The sequence below is a fragment of the Aeromonas molluscorum genome (assembly GCF_051376105.1).
Lineage (GTDB): Bacteria > Pseudomonadota > Gammaproteobacteria > Enterobacterales > Aeromonadaceae > Aeromonas > Aeromonas molluscorum.
The window spans coordinates 517,598-538,664 of the sequence record NZ_JBPQCY010000001.1; the positions used below are offsets into that span (position 1 = coordinate 517,598).

At 61.0% G+C, this 21,067-nt stretch carries 16 protein-coding genes, 1 tRNA gene and 1 pseudogene; 7 read left to right on the top strand and 11 right to left on the bottom strand.

Annotated features, from left to right (window positions below):
• Positions 1–17 precede the first annotated feature (17 nt).
• Entirely contained in the window at positions 18–920 is a 903-nt protein-coding gene (locus ACSMDR_RS02475; RefSeq protein ID WP_436466911.1) for a LysR family transcriptional regulator, read from the bottom strand.
• A 101-nt stretch (positions 921–1,021) separates the two neighbouring features.
• Here ACSMDR_RS02475 and ACSMDR_RS02480 point away from each other — a divergent pair, with 101 nt between their 5' ends.
• Positions 1,022–1,660, top strand: coding sequence for an NAD(P)-dependent oxidoreductase (locus tag ACSMDR_RS02480; protein ID WP_436466912.1), 639 nt, complete (start codon positions 1,022–1,024; stop codon positions 1,658–1,660).
• Positions 1,661–1,745: 85 nt separating this feature from the next.
• On the opposite strand, the gene ACSMDR_RS02485 is transcribed toward ACSMDR_RS02480, so the two are convergent.
• Positions 1,746–3,083 carry a GGDEF domain-containing protein gene (locus ACSMDR_RS02485; protein WP_436466913.1) on the bottom strand — a complete coding sequence of 446 codons (1,338 nt, stop codon included), beginning with the start codon at positions 3,081–3,083 and terminating at the stop codon, positions 1,746–1,748.
• A 472-nt stretch (positions 3,084–3,555) separates the two neighbouring features.
• On the opposite strand from ACSMDR_RS02485, the pseudogene ACSMDR_RS02490 reads away from it, so the two are divergent.
• Both ACSMDR_RS02490 and ACSMDR_RS02495 read left to right on the top strand, forming a co-directional pair.
• Positions 3,556–4,585: pseudogene (locus tag ACSMDR_RS02490) on the top strand (isopenicillin N synthase family dioxygenase).
• 32 nt (positions 4,586–4,617) lie between these two features.
• Positions 4,618–5,781 (top strand): trans-sulfuration enzyme family protein, encoded by a 1,164-nt coding sequence (locus tag ACSMDR_RS02495; RefSeq protein ID WP_436466914.1) that lies wholly within the window; start codon positions 4,618–4,620, stop codon positions 5,779–5,781.
• A gap of 142 nt (positions 5,782–5,923) precedes the next feature.
• On the opposite strand, the gene asd is transcribed toward ACSMDR_RS02495, so the two are convergent.
• Positions 5,924–7,039 (bottom strand): aspartate-semialdehyde dehydrogenase, encoded by a 1,116-nt coding sequence (gene asd / locus ACSMDR_RS02500; RefSeq protein ID WP_005906868.1) that lies wholly within the window; start codon positions 7,037–7,039, stop codon positions 5,924–5,926.
• Positions 7,040–7,400: 361 nt separating this feature from the next.
• On the opposite strand from asd, the gene sugE reads away from it, so the two are divergent.
• Together sugE and ycaO are read left to right on the top strand one after the other, a co-directional pair.
• Positions 7,401–7,715 (top strand): quaternary ammonium compound efflux SMR transporter SugE, encoded by a 315-nt coding sequence (gene sugE, locus ACSMDR_RS02505; RefSeq protein WP_005906869.1) that lies wholly within the window; start codon positions 7,401–7,403, stop codon positions 7,713–7,715.
• A 254-nt stretch (positions 7,716–7,969) separates the two neighbouring features.
• Entirely contained in the window at positions 7,970–9,730 is a 1,761-nt protein-coding gene (gene ycaO, locus ACSMDR_RS02510; protein ID WP_436466915.1) for a 30S ribosomal protein S12 methylthiotransferase accessory factor YcaO, read from the top strand.
• Positions 9,731–9,795: 65 nt separating this feature from the next.
• Here ycaO and ACSMDR_RS02515 read toward each other — a convergent pair whose 3' ends face one another.
• The 3 genes from ACSMDR_RS02515 to uvrB all read right to left on the bottom strand — a co-directional run bounded on the left by ACSMDR_RS02515 (position 9,796) and on the right by uvrB (position 12,859).
• Positions 9,796–10,443: a DedA family protein gene (locus ACSMDR_RS02515; protein ID WP_436466916.1), complete on the bottom strand. Its 648-nt coding sequence runs from the start codon at positions 10,441–10,443 to the stop codon at positions 9,796–9,798.
• Positions 10,444–10,568: 125 nt separating this feature from the next.
• Positions 10,569–10,850, bottom strand: coding sequence for a YkvA family protein (locus ACSMDR_RS02520; RefSeq protein WP_436466917.1), 282 nt, complete (start codon positions 10,848–10,850; stop codon positions 10,569–10,571).
• Positions 10,847–12,859, bottom strand: coding sequence for an excinuclease ABC subunit UvrB (gene uvrB, locus ACSMDR_RS02525; protein ID WP_436466918.1), 2,013 nt, complete (start codon positions 12,857–12,859; stop codon positions 10,847–10,849). Before uvrB ends, ACSMDR_RS02520 begins: the two co-directional genes overlap by 4 nt.
• A 133-nt stretch (positions 12,860–12,992) precedes the next feature.
• Between uvrB and ACSMDR_RS02530 the strand changes: the two genes are divergently transcribed.
• Positions 12,993–13,068: transfer RNA gene (locus ACSMDR_RS02530), tRNA-Asn, on the top strand.
• 769 nt (positions 13,069–13,837) lie between these two features.
• On the top strand, positions 13,838–15,523 hold the full coding sequence (locus tag ACSMDR_RS02535) for an aspartate:alanine antiporter (RefSeq protein WP_005905620.1): 1,686 nt from the start codon (positions 13,838–13,840) through the stop codon (positions 15,521–15,523).
• A 121-nt stretch (positions 15,524–15,644) separates the two neighbouring features.
• On the opposite strand, the gene alr is transcribed toward ACSMDR_RS02535, so the two are convergent.
• From alr to yfiB, 5 genes are all read right to left on the bottom strand, one after another.
• The gene (gene alr / locus ACSMDR_RS02540) at positions 15,645–16,709 is read right to left on the bottom strand and encodes an alanine racemase (protein ID WP_436466919.1); all 1,065 of its coding nucleotides are present in this window, start codon (positions 16,707–16,709) and stop codon (positions 15,645–15,647) included.
• Positions 16,710–17,121: 412 nt separating this feature from the next.
• On the bottom strand, positions 17,122–18,786 hold the full coding sequence (locus tag ACSMDR_RS02545) for an AMP-binding protein (RefSeq protein WP_436466920.1): 1,665 nt from the start codon (positions 18,784–18,786) through the stop codon (positions 17,122–17,124).
• Positions 18,787–18,884: 98 nt separating this feature from the next.
• Entirely contained in the window at positions 18,885–19,163 is a 279-nt protein-coding gene (locus ACSMDR_RS02550; RefSeq protein WP_005905617.1) for a YfcL family protein, read from the bottom strand.
• A gap of 102 nt (positions 19,164–19,265) precedes the next feature.
• Positions 19,266–20,381 carry an ATP-NAD kinase family protein gene (locus tag ACSMDR_RS02555; protein WP_436466921.1) on the bottom strand — a complete coding sequence of 372 codons (1,116 nt, stop codon included), beginning with the start codon at positions 20,379–20,381 and terminating at the stop codon, positions 19,266–19,268.
• A 206-nt stretch (positions 20,382–20,587) separates the two neighbouring features.
• The gene (gene yfiB / locus ACSMDR_RS02560; protein WP_436466922.1) at positions 20,588–21,067 is read right to left on the bottom strand and encodes an outer membrane lipoprotein YfiB; all 480 of its coding nucleotides are present in this window, start codon (positions 21,065–21,067) and stop codon (positions 20,588–20,590) included.

The following is a 21,067-nucleotide window of genomic DNA, read 5'->3' on the forward strand; positions in this document are numbered from 1 at the left end:
CCAACCGCTCCGCCGCATCACTTCCGTCGGCGAACCTCGGCGCTGCGCCCAAAATGATCCTGTAACGCCGCCAATACCCGCCGCACCTTGTGAGAGACCTCGCGCTCGGGCGTGATGGCATGCAGCGCCATGGCCGCCATCCTGTGGCCGGGAAGCACCTCCTGCAGGTATCCCTGCGCCAGATCGTCTGCCACTTCGGTCTCGGGCAGCAAGGCAATGCCCTGCCCCGCCAGGGCAAACTGGCGCAAGGGCAACACATTGTTGCACAGGACCCTGGGCGAGAACCGCAGCTGCTGCGGCACGCCCTGCTCGTCCGGCAGGGTCAAACCAACCCCGGGCAGATCCGCCAATAACCAGTCATGACTCGTCAATTCGGCAAGGCGAGTCGGCACCCCACGCCGGGCCAGATAGGCAGGAGAAGCGCACAGTAACATGCGCGTCTCGCCGAGATGGCGCGCCACCAGGCTTGAGTCGGCCAGGGTGCCGACTCGCAATGCCACATCGATGCGCTCTTTGAGCAGGTCACGCTTCTCGTCATCGGCGATGATGATGAGGCGCAAGCCGGGATGAGCTTGCAGCAAGGGGGATAGTGCCTGGACCAGAGGCAGGCCCGCCATGCCCACGGGCGCAGTTATCCTCACCTCCCCCATCAAACTGTCGCGAACTTCCCCAAGCCGCAGCTCTGTCTGGGCCAGGGTCTGGCGCAGGGACTGACAGCCCTGCCACACCACCTCCCCCGCCTCGGTCAAGTCGAGGCGGCGAGTGGAACGGTGCAGCAGGGTGAGGCCAAGCAGGGTCTCGAGCTGGCTGATATGTTGACTCACTGCCGAGGGCGTCATGCCAAGGACCTTGGCTGCCCCCGTCATGGTCCCCGCCTCCACCACGGCGGCGAAGATGGCGTAGCGTCTAAGCTGCTCCATTATTAAGCCCCACTTATTAGTGAATGAAAACTCTACTGGATTATTAAATCACACCGGGAGGCGTAGGCTAGCCCTATCTTAATAACGCAGGAGAGTTTCCCATGAAGATTGCCCTGATAGGCGCCACTGGTTTTGTCGGCCGTGCCGTCCTGGACCAAGCCATTGCCCGTGGTCACAGCATCACTGCCATAGTGCGCGATACCAGCAAACTTGCTCCCCATCCGCAACTCCAGGTGCTAGGAGTGGATGCTCAGGATCCCCAGGCACTGGCGTTGGCGATCAGCGGTCACGATCGCGTGATCAGTGCCTACAACCCTGGCTGGGCCACCCCGGACATCTATGAGCAGTACCTCAAAGGGGCCGCCGCCATCGTGCAGGCGACCAAGGCGGTAACAGGCTGGCTGCTGGTGGTCGGCGGGGCTGGCAGTCTGGAAGTCGCCCCCGGGATCCAGCTGGTCGATACCCCTGAATTTCCGGCTGAATGGCGACAGGGGGCCCTGGCGGCTCGCGATGGGCTCAGCGCACTGCGCAGCGAGTCTGAACTCGACTGGCGCTTCGTCTCCCCGGCCGTCATGCTGGTGCCGGGCGAGCGCACTGGCCAATACCGGCTGGGGGGCGATCAGGTGTTGTTCCTGGATGATAAACCGGCCGAGATCACCGTCGGCGATCTGGCCGATGCCATCCTCAATGAGGCCGAGCAACCAGCCCATCTGCGCCAGCGCTTCACCCTGGGCTACTGAGTCAGCCCATGGGGCGCAATATGCGCTCAATAAAAGAGTAGGGAGGCCATGGCCTCCCTACTCTGCTTGCATCAGGCAAGCTGGCTCATGTCGCCCGGCACCAGCGATTGCGTCCTGCTTGTTTGGCGCGATAGAGCGCCAGATCGGCGTCGGCCAGCAGCTCACTCAGGCTCTCCCCTGGAGCGGCCTGGCGCAAGCCACCGCTGATAGTGACCCGCATTGCCTGCGCCAGGGGACGATCAGCCACCCCTTGAATGAGGCGATCGGCCTGATCCGCCAGTTCGCTCTCCACCCCCGGCGCAAGCAAGACCGCAAACTCTTCACCGCCCATGCGTCCGAGCAGAGCCCGGGGTGGCAACAACTCTTCCAGTCGTTGGCACAACTGCACCAACACAGTATCCCCTGTGGGATGACCGTGTTCATCATTGATCTTCTTGAAGAAATCGACATCAAGCAGCAGCAGGCCACCCCCTTCACGAGCCAATCGTTGCTCGGTCGCCTCACTGAAGGCGCCGCGATTGAGCACCCCGGTCAGATGATCATGACTCGCCACTTGCTGCAAGCGGGCGAACAACTGATCCCGCTCGGCCACGGCGCAGGCCGTGGTGATGGCACTCAGGGCCAGTATGGAGATGCCGGTGCGAAACGAATAGACGGTGGCCGCATCCTTGCTCCATTGATACAGCAGTTGATCATCGAGCACGGTGAACATGTAGAGAGAAGCGGCGCAGGTAGCCAGACAGGTGAAGAAGCGATTGCCAGAGAGTGCCAGCCAGATGAGCGCAGGCACCGGCAGCACCAGCAGACCCGGGCCCCCCAGATGCTTGTCGAGCAGGAGTACCAGCAGCAGAAAGAGCAATGCCGGGACAAGATAGCGGCGATCACGCCACATTTCCCGGCGACATTGCCGCCAGGAGCCCGGCAGGGTCAGCAGGCTGGGTAATAACACCGAGAAGTTAATCAGCTCGGCCAAGTACCACATGATGGTGCTCTTCCAGCCGGTCGAGCTGCCAAGCCAGACCACGGCGGCTCCCCCACACAGGGCCCCGGCCAGGATGGCGGGTTGGCAACGGAGCATGAGCCTGGGGATGGCCGTGGCGCTGATCAGCCCTTCGGGGCCCAGTCCCTGGCGGCGCAGGCTGAGCCAGGCGATGGCGACAGTGAGAATGTTGGCGCCGTTGAGCAACAGACTCTTGCGCCAGGGCGTGCCATAACAGGCATCGACCAGCAGGAAACCAAGCAGGGCCACCAGCAGATGCACCAGGCCAGCCCTGGGATAGTAGCGAAGCAAGATGCCAACCAGGACGGCATTGGCGGGCCAGAGCAGCGAAAAGCTGCTGCCACCTCGCGCCGCCACTCCGATCCAGGTGAGCAGGGCGCTGATCAGCAGCAGGCAGATCAAGGAGACAAGCTCGCGGCCCACTCGTGATCCAGACAGAGATGAGGGACTGGCAGGCCCGGGATCAATAGTCAAGGCAAGCTCCAAGCGTAGCAAATGAGCCTCGATACTAAGGGAGCGAGCGTCCGACGCCAAGCCAAGAGTGGTTTCGTTTCGCTAGAGAACAGCATTTACGCAACTAACCCGAACTCTATTTCGATTTTTGTCTATAACTAAGAATTATTTGTTGTTTTGTCATCCCAAGCCGAAGGGATAGCATTCCTCCAACCCAAATGACACCTCGTTTTGCGAGGATGTTGCGCCAGGATCCAGGTTGGAGGTGCTCATGTTACTGCTTTCCCCCCAACATGGCGCACGTCATGTTTCCAGCACCGCGCCCGCTCCTCTGGCGCAACAAGGGAGTGGGTCAACGGATCCCGCAGAGCCCGCCAGCGCACTGCCCATCCTGGATTACGGTCAACTGTTGCCGGGTGCCCCGCACAGGACGCAGGCGCTCATGACACTGCGCCGGGCGGCGCGCGACCCCGGTTTCTTCTATCTGGAGAACACAGGGCTGGATCTGGGCCAGCAGAGCGAACTACTGGCTCTGGCGGCCCGGCTCTTTGCCCTGGACGACCATCAGAAACAGGCGGTGCAGATGGTGCACTCCCCCCACTTTCGCGGTTACAACCGGGTTGGGGCCGAGCTGACCCGGGCTCGCCCGGACTGGCGTGAACAGTTCGACATCATGGCCGAAGAGCCCTGCCTGCCCGATGCCTTGCTGCACCAGCCCTGGCAACGCCTGCAGGGGCCCAATCTGTGGCCTTCGGCCCTGCCCGAACTCAGGGGAGCCTTGCTGGGCTGGCAGGCGCAGTTGACCCTGCTAGGATTGACCCTGATCCGCTCTTTCGCCGAAACCCTGGCACAAGCTGCCGATGTCTTCGATGAGAGCTTGAGCCCGCTCCCCTACCGTCATTACCAAGCTCATCCACTACCCGGGCCGCCATGAGGGGGACGGTCAGGGGGTGGGCGCCCACAAGGATCCCGGCTACCTCACGCTCCTGCTGCAAGATAGTCACGGTGGGCTCGAAGTCTTGACCGAGCAAGGGTGGACACCTGCACCGCCTCGCGCTGGCGCCCTGCTGGTCAACATTGGTGAACTGCTGGAACTCGCCTCGAACGGTTACCTCAAGGCCACCCTGCATCGGGTCGTCACTCCACCCACCGGGGTGTCGCGCCTCTCCTGTGCCTTCTTCATGGCGGCGCGCCTCGATGCCACTGTGCCCTTGCTGACACTGCCCCCGGCGCTCGCGACCGAGGCCAGAGGCCTTCAGAGCGATCCGGACAACCCGCTCTTTTATCAGGTGGGGGAGAATGTGCTCAAGGGACGACTGCGCTCCCACCCGGACGTGGCGGCCCGCCACTATGCCACCCCACCGGCCACGGCGAGCGCCCCGACAGGCACCCCCTCAGAACCGGCTGGTGCCCTGTCAACGGCAGGGTACCTATACCATTCACCCGGGGCGCCGCCGCGCCCAGGACAATAAGAGGCCAGCCCACTGGCCATGACGGAGAGATGATGAAATTCAAGACCATGAGCGTACACAGCGGCCAACGGCTCGATCCCCAGACCGGCGCCCTGACGACCCCTTTATATCAGAGCAGTACCTTCAGCTATTTCACGGCCCAGGCTGGCAAGGAGCGGTTTTCGGGTCAGGCCCCTGGCTACATCTACAGCCGTTTTGCCAACCCCACCACCGCCGAGCTGGAGTTGAAACTTGCAGCCCTTGAGGGCGCAGACGAGGCGCTGGTGGTTGCCAGCGGCATGGCCGCGGTGAGCGCCATCCTCTATGCCCTGGCCGATAGCGGGGACGAGGTGGCCTATGTCGGTCCGCTCTATGGTGGCACTGAGGCCTTCCTCAAGCAGACCTTCAGCCGCGCCGGCATCCGCATCACCGGCTATGACAGCGACCGGGATCTGCTGGCCAACATCAACCCGGGCACAAAATTGGTACTGTTCGAAACCCTGACCAATCCAACCCTCAAGCTGGTGGATCCCCGTATGGTGGTCGAAGCCGCACGCAAGGTAGGTGCCCTCAGCGTCTGCGACAACACCTTTCTCACCCCCTATCTGCTGCGCCCCCTTGAACTGGGTGTCGACATCGTCATGCACAGCGGCACCAAGTATCTCGGTGGCCACGGCGACATCATCGCCGGGGTGGTCGCCGCGCGCCATGAGCTGATGGCGCGCATCCGCACTGTGGCACTCAAGCATCTGGGCTCCCCCATAGGGCCTCAGGAGGCTTACTTGCTGCAACGGGGCGTCAAGACCCTGCCGCTGCGCCTGGATGCGCATCTGCATAACGCTCAGCGGGTGGCCCAGTTCCTGGCCGCTCACCCCGCTGTCAAAAAGGTGATCTACCCGGGACTCGCCGATCACCCTGGCCATGGGGTGCTGGGAGAGATCTCCACAGGTTACGGCGCCATGATCAGCATAGAGCTGGAGGGGGGCTTCCCCCGCTGTGCACGCCTGCTCGATCAGTTGCAACTATTTGTACAGGCGGTGAGCCTGGGGGATCTGGAGAGTCTGGCCTGTCATCCGGCCAGCACCACTCATGCCGCCATGGACGAAGCCAGCCGAGTGGCAGCCGGGGTCAACGAGGATCTGATCCGGTTGAGCATTGGGGTCGAGGATGCCGATGATCTGATTGCCGATCTGGCATCGGCTCTGGGCCAGCACTGAGCCTGCGGCTAGGGTGATGGTTCAGCGACATGCGGGCCAAACCTAGATAGCAGAAGGGAAGGCTGATGCCTTCCCTTCTCGTTTAACGCACTCATGGTCAACGGCTATCGCGCTGAGCCCGGCGACGCGCGGTGGTTATCCCTTAGCCTCGGGCCAGCAGGATGCGCAGCATGCGACGCAGCGGCTCGGCCGCGCCCCACAGCAGCTGATCACCGACGGTGAAGGCGGCCAGGTATTCCGGGCCCATGTTGAGCTTGCGCAGACGACCAACCGGTATGTTGAGGGTGCCGGTCACGGCAGCCGGGGTCAGTTCGCGGGCGCTGATGTCACGCTCGTTGGGGATGACCTTGACCCAGTCGTTGTGGGCGGCCAGCAGGGCTTCGATCTCGGCCAGCGGCACATCTTTTTTCAGCTTGATGGTGAACGCCTGGCTGTGGCAGCGCAGGGCGCCGATGCGTACGCACAGGCCATCGACCGGCACCGGGGCAGCTTCGATGCCGAGGATCTTGTTAGTCTCGGCCTGACCCTTCCACTCTTCCCGGCTCTGGCCGTTGTCGAGCCTGGTGTCTATCCAGGGGATCAGGCTGCCAGCCAGGGGCACACCGAAGTTGTCCACCGGCAAGTCGCCGGAGCGGGTCTTCTCGGTGACCTTGCGTTCAATGTCCAAGATGGCAGAAGCGGGATCCGCCAACTCGACCGCAACTTCATCACGCAATATCCCCATCTGGGTGATCAACTCACGCATATGACGGGCGCCGCCACCAGAGGCCGCCTGGTAGGTAGCCACGCTCACCCACTCCACCAGATCCGCCTTGAACAGACCGCCCAGGGCCAGCAACATCAGACTGACGGTACAGTTGCCACCGACGAAGGTCTTGGTGCCGGCATCCAGTGCCTGGGTGATCACATCGCCATTGACCGGATCCAGGATGATGACGGCATCTTCTTCCATGCGCAAAGAGGACGCGGCATCAATCCAGTAACCCTGCCAACCGGCGGCTTTCAGGCGCGGATAGACATCCTTGGTGTAGTCGCCGCCCTGGGCCGTGATGATGATCTCCTGCTCGGCCAACGCCGCTATGTTGAAGGCATCCTGAAGCAGACCGGCATCGACGCCGAAATTGGGGGCGGCCTCACCGGCCTGGGAGGTGGTGAAGAAGGTGGGTTGAATGTGCGCAAAATCCTGCTCTTCCTGCATCCGGCTCATCAGGACAGAGCCCACCATGCCACGCCAACCGACCAAACCTACTTTTTTCATAATGTCCTACCCTGGATAACGGCTTAATAGTGCGGATCCTCTATCGTTCCGACCTGGAAGGCATGTGCCTCCTGACGCCTAAGCTGGCGTCACTCAGATCTTGGCTCGATAAAATTCTGCTGCGAAAAATGTGTCTATCCACATTACGGATTGTGGCGAGGGACGCAAGTCGATTTGCGCAATAATCCCTGCCGTTTGCTGCAATATCAATCGACGGTGCGCCCCGGGAACCCCACCCACTCCTTGGCAAGGCCGATGCCGCTCTGGCAAGATGAGTCCAACGGCCATCGCGCCCGGCGGGGACGACCCCGCTGCCTGACCGCTGGCAGGGACGACCCTGCCCCCTGATGGATAGATGTTCATGCCCTGGATATTGCTGCTCGTCGCCGGCCTGTTCGAGATTGCCTGGGCCATTGGCCTCAAATACACCCAAGGTTTCACCCGCCCCCTTCCTACCCTGCTGACGCTCGCCGCCATGGGGGTTAGCGTCTTGTTGCTGGCCATGGCGGTCAGGCATCTGCCCCTGGGCACCGCTTACGCGGTCTGGACCGGCATCGGCGCCGTTGGCACTGTGCTGATGGGGATCTTGCTGTTTGGCGAGCCCGCCACGGCGGCGCGACTGTTTTGCCTCGCACTCATCATCGGCGGCATCCTGGGTCTCAAAGCCATCGGTTGACGATCATTGACAGACTGTGTCCGCCAAGCCGGGCACCGCCTCAGCCTGGCGGTAACGCCACCGGCTTATCGCCCCCGCACCGGACCATGCCCAACCACGCGCCCTTGGTCGAACAGCCCCGTTCACCCGAGGGCATCAGCCCCGCTTTATCGCCGCCTGCCCGGGCCACTTAGCACCGTTTTTGCCTGCCAAATGGCGCAACCCCTGCTATTATCTGCGGCCAAAACATGAGCCCATAAAATCAGGACATTGTGATGACAGACCACACTTTTATACCCGGCAAGGACGCGGCGCTGGAAGACTCCATCGAGCGGTTCCAGACCAAGCTGCAGGCCCTGGGATTTGATATCGAAGAGGCCTCCTGGCTCAACCCCGTGCCCAACGTCTGGTCCGTGCACATCCGGGACAAGGAGTGCGCCCTCTGCTTCACCAACGGCAAAGGCGCCAGCAAGAAAGCCGCCTTGGCCTCGGCCCTGGGTGAATATTTCGAGCGCCTCTCCACCAACTACTTCTTCGCCGACTTCTATCTGGGCAAACAGATAGCCAATGGCGACTTCGTGCACTACCCGAACGAGAAGTGGTTCCCGATCGAGGGCGATCACTTCCCGGCTGGCCTGCTCGATGACTTCACCCGCCACTTCTACAACCCGGAAGGGGAAGTGACCGCCGACATGCTGGTGGACTTGCAGTCCAACAACGAGGAGCGCGGCATCGTCGCCCTGCCGTTCGAGCGTCAGTCTGATCACCAGACCGTCTTTATCCCGATGAACATCATCGGCAACCTCTATGTCTCCAACGGTATGAGCGCCGGCAACACCAAGACGGAAGCCCGCACCCAGGGGCTGTCCGAGGTGTTCGAGCGCCACGTGAAGAACAAGATCATCGCCGAGGCCATCAGCCTGCCCGAGATCCCGAACGAGGTGATCGCCCGTTATCCCGGCATTGCTGCCTCCATCGCCGCACTGGAAGCCGAAGGCTACCCCATCTACAGCTTCGATGCCTCGCTGGGGGGTCGCTATCCGGTCATCTGCGTGGTGCTGCTCAACCCGAGCAACGGCACCAGCTTCGCCTCCTTCGGTGCCCACCCGCGCTTCGAAGTGGCATTCGAGCGTACCGTGACCGAACTGCTGCAAGGCCGTGGTCTGAAAGATCTGGATGTGTTCGTCGCCCCCTCCTTTGACAACGAGCAAGTGGCGGATCACCACAACCTGGAGACCCACTTCATCGACTCTTCCGGCCTCATCAGCTGGGATCTGTTCAAAGAGGAGTCCGACTTTGAATTTGCCGACTGGGATTTCCGTGGCACCTCCCAGGAGGAGTTCGATCACCTGATCGGCATCTTCCACGAGCTGGAGCAGCCGGTTTACATCGCCGACTACGAGCACCTTGACGTCTACGCCTGCCGTATTCTGGTGCCGGGCATGTCAGACATCTATCCGGCCGAAGACTTGCTGATGGCCAACAACAACATGGGCGCCAACCTGCGGGAAGTGATCCTGGCCCTGCCCTCCCTGGCATGGGATGCCGAACAGTACATGGCCTTCTATGACCAGCTGGAGGAGGAAGGTCACGACGAACGTACCCGGGTGCGCGAACTGCTCGGCATCGCCGCCGCCAAGGGCACCGCCCTGCACACCCTGCGCATCGGCGAGCTCAAGGCCATGTTGGCCCTGGCTGCTGGCGAACTGGAAACGGCGCTGGATCTGATCAACTGGACCATGGAGTACAACCAGTCGGTGTTCAGCCCGGAGCGCGCCAACTACTATCGCGCCCTCAAGAGCTGTGTCGAACTCTTCCTGGACGAAGAGCGCGAGCCCGAGCAGTACAAAGCCGTCTTCACCCGCATGTATGGTGAGCAGACCCTGGCGCAGGCCTGGGCCCATGCCACTGGCGAGGCGCACTTCCACGGGCTGGAGACGGCCGATGAGTCCCTCAGCCAGTTCCCGCTGCATCAGAAGCTGCTAGCAGCCTATGAGAAGCTGCAAAAAGCCAAACGCAACTTCAACTGGCAGTAAATTCATCCCCATAAAAAACCGGGCCCAAGTGGCCCGGTTTTTTATGTCGGCAAGGGGATGCAGCCCTATGACTGTCCCTTGCCGAGCCTGGCACGCACGGCGGCAATCACCATGGGCAGCAAAGAGATGACGATGATGACGAAGATGAGCAGGGTGAAGTTTTCCTTGACCAGAGGCAGGTTGCCGAAGAAGTGCCCCACATAGACGAATGCCAGCACCCAGCACAGGGCGCCGACGCCATTGAAGGCCATAAAACGGGGATAACTCATCTTGCCCATGCCGGCCACGAAGGGGGCAAAGGTGCGTACTATGGGGGCGAAGCGGGCAATGATGATGGCCTTGCCGCCATGACGCGCGAAAAAGGCATGGGTCTGGTGCAGATGATCCTGACGGAACAGGCGCGAATCGGAGCGGCTGAACAGCCGCTCCCCAAACAGCCGACCCAAGGTGTAGTTGGTGAGATCGCCGAGCACGGCAGCCAGCACCAACAGGGCGCTGAGCAGATGCACATCCAGGGCGCTGTCTACGGTAAGCGCCCCGGCGGCGAACAGCAGGGAGTCACCGGGCAGGAAGGGCATCACCACCAGCCCCGTCTCGCAGAAGATGATGAGAAACAAAATGGCATAGATCCAGACGCCGTAATCGGCAAACAGTGCCTTGAGGTGGACATCTATGTGCAGGATGAAGTCGACGAGGGACAAGATAAGATCCATGGGCAGGCTCGCGAGGAAGATAGGTGTATCAGGGTGCGGCGAGTCTACCCCTTCCCCCCGCTCACCACAATTTCGCCGCGTCCATGGCCAGGGGCTCGGGGAAGCCCCGGCCAGCGCCGGGCTATTTACGTCCCTTTTTTCTCTCCATTTGTCTCACTGATGGCCCGACGCACCTGGGCGGGCAGGCAGGATTCCCACCCCCAGATCAACCAGATGAAGAGAGTGAGATCGTCCACCCAGCCCAGTACCGGGATGACGTCCGGCACCAGATCGACGGGACTGAGACCATAGGCGAACACCAGTAGTGCCAGCCCCTTGGCCCAGAGCGGAGTGGCCGGGTGGCGAAAGCCCCGGTAGAGACGACGCAACCTGGGCCCAATACCGAACAGGGCGCGCAGCGGCCTCAACTTTCGATCAACTCGTGACGCAGCCGCTGGATGCTGTCGCGCAAGGCGGCGGCCTGCTCGAACTCCAGATCCCGGGCATGCTGGAACATCTGCTCTTCCATGCGTTTGATCTCCTTGGTGATCTCGCTGGTGGTGCGGGCATGGTACTCCCCTTGCGGCTCGGCGGCCTTGCGACTCCCTTTGCCAGTCTTGCCCGAGATGCGACTGCCGCCCATGTCCATCATGTCCCCCACCGCCTTGTTGAGCCCCTTGGGGGTGATACCGTGCTCGAGGTTATGGGCATGCTGCAGGGCACGGCGTCGCTCCGTCTCCTCGATGGCCACTTGCATGGAGTTGGTGATGCGATCCCCATAGAGGATGACGCGGCCGTTCAAGTTGCGGGCAGCCCGGCCTATGGTCTGGATGAGTGAACGGGTGGAGCGCAGGAAACCCTCTTTATCCGCATCCAGTATGGCCACCAGGGAGACCTCCGGCATGTCGAGACCTTCGCGCAACAAGTTGATACCCACCAGCACATCAAACTTGCCAAGCCGCAGATCGCGGATGATCTCGACCCGTTCGACCGTATCGATGTCCGAATGCAGGTAGCGCACCCGCACATCGTGATCCGCCAGATACTCGGTGAGATCCTCCGCCATCCGCTTGGTCAGCGTCGTGACCAGCACCCGTTCATTCACCGCGACCCGCAGCCGGATCTCGGAGAGCAGATCGTCCACCTGGGTACCGACCGGGCGCACCTCTATCTCGGGATCGAGCAGGCCGGTGGGGCGCACCACTTGCTGCACCACATCACCGCCGGATTTCTCCAGTTCATAGGGGCTGGGGGTGGCCGAGACAAACACCGTTTGCGGCATCAGGGCCTCAAACTCGTCGAACTTCAGCGGTCTGTTGTCCAGGGCAGAGGGCAAGCGGAAGCCGTACTCCACCAGGGTCTCCTTGCGGGATCTGTCCCCTTTGAACATGGCGCCTATCTGCGGCACGGTCACATGGGATTCGTCGATGATGAGCAGGCCATCGCCCGGCAGGTAATCAAACAGGGTGGGCGGCGGCTCACCGGGGGCCCGGCCGGAGAGGTAGCGACTGTAGTTCTCGATGCCGGAGCAGTAACCCAGCTCCTGCATCATCTCGATGTCGAACTGGGTACGCTGACTGATGCGCTGCTCCTCCACCAGTTTATTGAGGGAGATAAGCTGTTCGCGCCGCCCCTTGAGCTCTTCCTTGATGTGATCGATGGCGCCCAGGATAGTTTCACGGGGGGTGGCGTAGTGGGTCTTGGGATAGATAGTGTGACGCACCACCGTCTGCTCGATGGCTCCGGTCAGGGGGTCAAACAGAGAGAGTCGCTCTATCTCTTCGTCAAACAGCTCGACCCGCAGCGCCAGCTTGTCCGATTCTGCCGGGTAAATGTCGATCACCTCGCCGCGCACCCGGAAGGTGCCGCGCTGAAAGGCCAGGTCGTTGCGGCTGTATTGCAGCTCGGCCAGGCGGCGCAATATGTCTCGCTGATTGATGACGTCGCCGAGCTTAAGGTGCAGCATCATGCTCAGGTAAGCTTGGGGATCCCCCAGACCGTAGATGGCCGACACCGAGGCGACGATGATCACGTCCCGCCGCTCCAGCAGCGCCTTGGTGGCCGACAGTCGCATCTGTTCGATGTGATCGTTGATGGACGCATCCTTTTCGATGAAGGTGTCCGTGGTCGGCACATAGGCTTCCGGCTGGTAGTAGTCGTAATAGGAGACGAAATACTCGACCGAGTTCTCGGGGAAGAACTCCTTCATCTCCCCATAAAGTTGTGCGGCCAATGTCTTGTTCGGCGCCAATATCATGGTGGGTCTGTTCAGGGTCGCTATCACGTTGGCCATGGTGTAAGTCTTGCCCGATCCGGTCACCCCGAGCAGCGTCTGGTGAGCGAGCCCGGACTCTATCCCCTCGAGCAGTTGGCTGATGGCGGCTGGCTGATCCCCCGCAGGGGAGAACTGGCTGACGAGTTGAAACGACTTGCTCATGAAGACTCCGGACAAAAATCGGCAAAGAGCAAGTGTACCCCGAGTTGCCCCCCACCGGGTATCGCTCTCCTCCCCCAGTCGGCGGTTGACCCCGCCTTTCGACATCTGTATAGTGCTCCTCCTTGCCTGATGTTCCCTCGTAGTTCAGTCGGTAGAACGGCGGACTGTTAATCCGTATGTCACTGGTTCGAGTCCAGTCGAGGGAGCCAATTCCTCACCATCTCGGTGCAAGTTATCCACTTTAGTGCCCCTCCCTACCAAATTTAATGCACAAGCTGCCACGGCTTGACAGCACTCCCCTTTATTCGCCCTCACTCCCCCTGCAGCGTTTTGTTCTGTTGCATCTAACTATTTGATTTTTATGCAAACAATTATTTGCCGGTATTTTTTGAACAGCACTTGCAGCCCAGTATTGGCGTGGGCTAGCGGCCTGTTTTCAATTTTCACACACAGGGTTATCCACAGAATCTGTGGGTAAGTCACGCCAGCCCAGACCCGGCGTGGGTTTGGCTCATTCAGCCCCTATTTATCTTGGTCCTCCGCAGCAAACCCGATTTTATGCTGTTTTGCAGCGCCGCCCCGGATCGGTTTTTCTTGACGTCCAAAGGATCTTTTTTGATGCAGGATTACCAACCCCAGACGCAATGGGTCAGTTGCACATTTGGCACCATGTCAGGATCCTGACACTCGGAACCTACGTGCCAAACCGGCAGCAGCTTGCTCTGTAATCACTGCTATTTTTTACGTGATACAGGATTCTATAAATTCCGATCGGCAACGCGGGTCTCCTGGAATAGACAGCATGAATCACTAATTGACAGCGCTTCTCACAGACGGAAAAACCCGTCCTTTCCCCCCAAGGCAATCTACCGCCTGAATGTTGTCACCCAATTTGCAGCTTTGTCCCAACCGGCACTTCTTTATTGGCGGGGGATGCGGCACAATATCGGCCCCACTTTTCTCTCGGTTTGTCCGGGCATGACCATAGATTTCGTGACACTGCTACATCAAAGCGACTCCCTCCTGCTGTTCGTGGTACTGGCTTTCGGCCTGCTGCTTGGCAAGGTGCGAGTAGGCAACTTCCAGATTGGCAACACCATAGGGGTGCTGTTCACCGCCCTGCTGTTCGGTCAGATGGGGTTCCAATTCTCCGCCACCACGGAAAATGTCGGCTTCATGCTGTTCATCTTCTGTGTTGGCATAGAGGCGGGCCCCCATTTCTTCAGCGTCTTCCTGCGCGATGGCATCCACTACATCACCCTGACCCTGGTGATATTACTCACGGCGCTGCTGCTGACCGTGGGCCTGGCCAAGTTCTTCAATCTGGGACCCGGCATGGCGGCGGGCATACTGGCAGGCTCACTCACCTCGACCCCTGCCCTGGTCGGGGCCCAGGATGCCCTGCGCAGCGGCTTGCTGAACTTGCCCCATGGCACCGACATGCAGCCCGTGCTCGACAACATGGGCATCGGCTATGCGCTCACCTATCTGGTGGGCCTGGTCGGACTGATGCTGGTGGTGCGCTACCTGCCCTCCCTGGCCCGACTCGATCTCAGCACAGAGGCGCAGAAGATAGCCCGCGAGCGCGGCCTGTCTGACAATGAGAACCGCAAGACCTACCTGCCCATCATCCGCGCCTACCGGGTCGGCCCGGAACTTGCCGCCTGGATCGGGGGCCGCACCCTGCGTGAGACCGGTATCTATCCCCACACCGGTTGCTATGTGGAGCGGATCCGCCGCAACGGCATACTGGCAAGCCCCGATGGCGACGCCGTCATTCAGGAAGGGGACGAGATAGCCCTGGTGGGTTATCCGGAGAGCCACGAGAAGCTGGATGTGAGCTATCGCAACGGCAAGGAGGTGTTTGACAGGAACCTGCTTGACCTGCAAATCGTCACCGAAGAGATAGTGGTCAAGAATGATTCCGTGGTGGGCCGCCATCTGGTGGAGCTCAACCTCACCGAGAAAGGCTGCTTCTTGAACCGGGTGGTGCGCTCCCAGATAGAGATGCCGTTCGATCGCAACATCATGTTGCAAAAGGGCGATGTGCTGCAGATCAGCGGCGAGAAAATCAGGGTCAAGCATCTCGCCAACAAGATAGGCTTCATCAGCATTCACAGCCAGACCACGGATCTGGTGGCCTTCACCACCTTCTTCGTGCTCGGCTTGCTGATAGGCTCCGTCTCCCTGGTATTCGGTCAGCTGGAATTTGGCCTTGGCAACGCTGTCGGTCTACTGCTGGCGGGGATCCTGATGGGTTACCTGCGCGCCAACCACCCGACGGTCGGCTATGTGCCGCCGGGCGCCTTGCGTCTGGCCAAGGATCTGGGTCTGGCCGTCTTTATGGTGAGCACGGGCCTCAAGGCCGGTGGCGGCATTCTGGATCACCTGAGCCAGGTCGGCGCCGTGGTGCTCTTCTCCGGCATGCTGGTCACTACCTTGCCGGTGCTGGTGGGCTACCTGTTCGGGGTCTGGGTGCTCAAGATGAACCCGGCCCTGCTTCTCGGTGCCATTACCGGGGCCCGGACCTGCGCCCCCGCCATGGACGTGGTCAACGAGGCGGCCAACAGCTCGATCCCGGCGCTCGGCTATGCTGGCACCTATGCGGTGGCTAACGTCATGCTCACCCTGGCCGGCTCCTTCATCATCGGCTTCTGGTTCTAGCGCTTCCCTGCCCCACGGCGTCTCCTCATCGGAGGCGTCGTCGTATCCGGGGCAGGTCAATTTTTACCTTGCCATGACAACGAACAGGCCGCCCGTGGGCGGCCTGTTGGCGATTGGCGACTCAACGCATCTGCAGCTCGACCCGCCCGGTCAGTCGGGTCACCAGTTCGTAGGGGATGGTGCCTATGTGCTCGGCCACCCGTTCGACCGGCAGCCCCTCTCCCCACAGCACCACCTCATCCCCCACCCTATCGGTCGCCGCCGGGCCGAGATCCACGGTCAGCATGTCCATCGAGACCCGCCCGACGATCGGCACCTCGCGGCCATTGACAAGTAGCGGCGTCCCCATCGGCGCCAGCCTGGGGTAGCCGTCACCGTAGCCGGTCGCCACCACGCCGAGCCGGGTGGCATCGGGGGCGTGCCAGTGGGCCCCATAGCCAACCGGCGCCCCGGCCGGACAGTCGCGCACCGCCATCAGCCGACTCTTGAGGGTCATCACTGGGCGCAATCCACGATCGCACCCGCTCTCCCCGGCGAAGGGGGAGATGCCATAGAGCGCGAGTCCGGGTCGCACCCAATCCCCCAGCGCATCGGCCCAGCCCAGCAAGCCGGCCGAGTTGGCCAGGGCCTTCTCCCCCGGCAGGTGGCGGGTCAGGGCATGAAAACGGGTGATCTGCTCGGCCGTTGCCTCACAGGCGAGCTCGTCGGCGCGGCCGAAGTGGGTCATCAGCCGCACCGGTTGAGTCACCGAAGGGCAGCTCGCAAGACGCGCCAGCACATCGGGCAGATCCTCCCCCCGGATCCCGAGCCGGTTCATCCCTGTGTCTATCTTGAGCCAGAGGCTAACGGGGTGGCTCGGCGCCGCCTGCTCCAGCAGCGCGAGCTGCTCGTGGCAGTGCAGGGTCGTCTGCAATCCCCACTCGGCCATCTGCGCCAGCTGCGCCGACTCGTGAAACCCGCCAAGTACCAGGATCGGCTGCGCGATGCCATGGCGGCGCAGCTGGATCCCCTCATCGACACGGGCCACGGCAATCGCCGGGGCCTCGGCCAGCGCCTGCGCCATCTGCAACATGCCGTGCCCATAAGCGTTGGCCTTGAGCACCGCCATGATCCGGCGATCCCCCGCCTGGGCCTGCAACACCGCCAAGTTATGCCGTAATGCCGCTACGCTGATCTCCGCTCTCACTGGAACCTCCTGTTCACTTACCGCTACCACCGGCGATAATCGGGCAAAACAATGCCGTTTCGCGATCCTTGTGGTTCGCAAAAATAGGAGACGGCAGGTGATGGATCCCCGGCCTGCCAGGCTGGACGAAAGCTCGCCAATGGGCCGGTTCACGATGGAAGCAGTATACGATAGAGGTTACAGCTTTTTGCTCTCTTTTAACAAAAAAAACACATAACAAACAAAATAACAATCTATTAAAGTGGCATATTACAGCCATCATTACTAGCCAAACCTTCTGCATGTAAAACAATCCCCCACAAATTCACGCATATCACAGTCCATCTCTCTACCATCACTCTCCCAGACTCCGCTTTGCCACAAAAAAGCCCCGCATGGCGGGGCTTGTCGGTGGAAGAGAGACGGTAGAGCGTCAGGATTCCCGCACCACATTGCGATCGGCGGGCCACTTGTCTCCCAGCTCGGCATATTTTTGCTCGAGCAGGTGACGGCGGATCTTCATGGTCGGGGTCAACACGCCGTTCTCGATATTCCAGGGGGTCTTGACCACAAATATGCCCCGCAGTCTGGCGTGAGACTCGAGCTTGTTGTTGACCCGCTGGCGGGCCGCCTCCAGCTCGGCATCGATCTGTGCGCCGTTCCCCTTCATGGCCTGTTCCGAGAGCTGCACGAGAGCGATGGGCTGAGGCATCCCGTAACCGATGACGCATAGCTGCTCGATGATGGACTCCTGACCGAGTAGGCCCTCGATGGGCACCGGGGCCACATACTTGCCCTTGGCCGTCTTGAACACATCCTTCATCCGCCCCGTGATGGTGAGGTAGCCTTCACTGTCGAGCTTGCCCATGTCCCCGGTATGCAGCCAGCCGTCGCTGTCGATGGCCTCGGCGCTGTGTTCCGGATCCTTGAAGTAGCCCAGCATCATGCCCTCGCCGCCGCAGAGAATTTCTCCCTCAGGGGAGATCATGATGCGAATACCGGGCCCAGCCTTGCCGACTGTTCCTATCTTGTCGGCCCGGAACGGGTAGTTGAGGGTCGCGTAGGCATGGTTCTCTGTCATGCCCCAGGCCTCGGTGATATTGAGCCCTATGCTGTGGTACCAAGTGAGTAGCGCCGGGGCCACCGGGGCCGAGCCGCAGCCCAGCACCCTCGCCTGATCCAATCCCAGCCCCTGTTGCAGCTTGCGTTTGATAAGCGTGCTGACAAAGGGGATCTTGAGCAGCAGAGCTAGTTTCTTTTGAGGCAGTTTTTCGTGGATCTTGATGCGGAACATGGCCCACAGACGGGGCACCGAGATAAAGACGGTGGGACGGCAGCGTTTCACATCCTCGATAAAGGTATCCAGAGATTCGGGGAAACTGATCTCGGCGCCGCTAAACAGGCTGCCGCCGTAGATGTAGACCCGCTCGGTGATATGCGCCAGGGGCAGGTAGGAAAAACCGCGATCGGTCTCCCTCAGCTCAACGGCCTCGACCAGTTTCTCGCAAGACCAGGCATAGCGCTCGACGCTGAGCATGGCCCCCTTTGGCTTGCCGGTACTGCCGGAGGTGTAGACCAGACTGAGCAGATCCTCCCCCCGTTGCGGCGCCAGATCCCGGGCCGGCTCATGATTGGCCAGCAGGGCATCCCACTGGTGCTGGGCCGGCATGGTGTCATAAGGCATGGCGATGCGTGGCAACTCCTGGGGCAGACCCGCCTCCTGGCTCTGCCAGTCGTCGAGTTTGCCGACGAATACCGCCTTGGCCTCGCTGTGGCGCAGCACATACTCAATGGTGTCTATGTTGGCGGTAGGATAGATGGGCACGCTCACATACTGTCCCATCTGCAGTGCCAGATCGGCGATGAACCACTGGGCGCAGTTCTTGGAGAGCAGGGCTATCTTGTCCCCGGGCTCAAACCCCAGGGCACGCAGGGCAGTCACCAGGCGACGCGCCTCGTCGGCGACCCTGGCCCAGCTGAAATCTTGATACTGACGATTGATGGTCTGACGAAGATAGACTCGATCCGGGCACTGTTGTTCCCAATGATAGAGCATCTCGAGCGGCAGCCGTTGGGCTATGGTAGAGGCGCAGGTCATGGTGCTTTCCCTGAAACAAATGAGGTCGTTTATTATTAACCTTTTGTTAACCTTCGGGAAAGCACAACCTTAAACTTGTGTTTGAAATGTGCCTGGGATCAAGCTTCTGCCTGCAGTTGCAGTCGTTTCCACATGGCTTGCACCAGGGTCTCATCCTGCTCCGATAGTTCACCCTGCAAGATGGCGTCGTTGAGGCTGCGCAGCACATAGCTCTTCACGTCTCTTATCAGGTTCTTGCCCTCCAGCTCGGCCCGAGCCACTGCCAGGGAGATATGGCCCCGCAGATAGCCCCCGGCAAACAGCTCATCTTCGGTCGCCGTGGCCACCATGCTGTCTATCATTTCCAACAATTTGTGTTCAAATTCATGAATCGTCATTTAACGCAGCCTCATTCGCCGGGATTGCCGGCAAGATAACTTGGGGTTGGAACCCTGATCCGGTTGATCGGGTTCCACAGGGCCTGCCGCATCCTTGCAGTGCTATTGTGGGTTGGCCACCGGGTAGATGACCTGATCCCTATATCCTGTCGTGATACGGCGATAACCGCACAGCGCTCGATCCAGCGCCTCGTCACCGGTGTCCACCAGCAGAGGGCGCCCTTCCAGAGCCGCCAGTTTGCGCTTGCTCGCCAACACCTGAATGTTGTCGAGACCGACCGCCCGGATCACCTCCGGGCTGAGCTGCTGATTACCGCGACCAAACAGGTGCCCCTGGCCGCCTATCAGGGTAATGATCAGTCGGCAGTGGCAGCCACGGATCCGAGTCAGGATCTCGTCAGCGCCCAGATCCTGCCCGATCAGCTGACCATTTTCCACCAGATCCACACCGAGCAGAGTATTTTCCAGACCAAGCTGAGCCATGCAGGCAGCAACGGTCCCCCCTGATCCCATCAGGTAGAGGGTATCGGGTTCCATCTGCTCTATCACCTCGGCCGCGAGCTCTTCGAGCACCAGCTCTTCACTCTCCCGGCCACCTTGCTTGACCGACTGTACGTAGCGCAGATCGTTCGGAACCCTGAGCTGACCATAGTGACGAGTTCGGACCCGACCATCGCGAAAGGCCACCTCGTCGATATCCATCACCTCCCCCTCGATCAGGCTCAGCAGCTCGCCTTCGATCATCCGGGCCACGACCCGGCCGCTGGCCTGGGGGGTCACACCGTAGACGCCAGAGTGGATTTTGCAGCCAGCCGGAATACCGAGCACGTGCAACTGCTCGCCCACCTCGGCACAGATGTCCCTGGCCGTCCCGTCACCGCCGGCAAACAGCAGCAGATCGACGCCAGCTTCCATCATCAAGCGCGCCGCCACCCTGGTGTCTTGCGGGGTTGTCTGGGGCGATTCGGGGGTATAGACAATGCGATGACGCAGGCCGAGCTCATGGGCAAGCCGCCCCCCCATCTCACCGGCCACCGTCACAATTTCAAATGATTGAGCCAGCCCCGACAGGGGCTGCAGCGCCTGACGGGCACGCTCATTGGCCCTGGGCACGGCGCCCCGGGCGAGCGCCTCGGCCAGCATGCCGTCACTGCCCTTGAGGGCAACCTGGCCACCGATGCCGGCGACCGGATTGATGATAAGTCCTAGTCGAAACATCCCTCACCTCCCTGCATGCCTTCGCTATTGGCGGCTATTCTAACCGCCGCCCGCCGGGGGACAAGGGGCAGAGCCTGCATCATTGCCGGTTATCCATCCCGGGTCTCAAAATAGGAAGCCTGCCTGCGTCCAATGACAAGAAGGGCGCCAGTGGCGCCCTTCCCTTGCATCACACACCCGCGCATCATGCGCTCATCGCCACTTGCTTACTGATTGGGGATGACGATGGAGACCCGACGATTCTGGGCCCTGCCCTCGCGGGTCTTGTTGTCGGCGATGGGCTCAACTTCGCCCCGTCCCTGAATGGTCAAGTTGGCAGGGACCATACCGGCTAAGACCATGACATCGGCCACGGACTGAGCGCGGGTCAAAGAGAGCCGCTGATTGTAATCCGCCGGGCCGTTGGTATCGGTGTGGCCCTCGATGCGAATTTGGTTCAATCCAACCAATTGCAGGCTGTCGGCCAGTTTGCGCACCGTCCCCCTGGTCTGCTCGCTGAGTTCACTCACATCGTTGGCAAACAGCACCCGATTGGAGAGATCCAGAGTCCAGCCCTCCTCGGTCAACCTAAACCCCTGCTCCTTGAGCATGGCGATCTGCTCGGCGTTCAAACCCGTCTGGGTCGCGCAACCGCCAAGCAGTGCCAGCAAGACTCCAATCAGGGCGACGCGAATAGCCATCTTCAT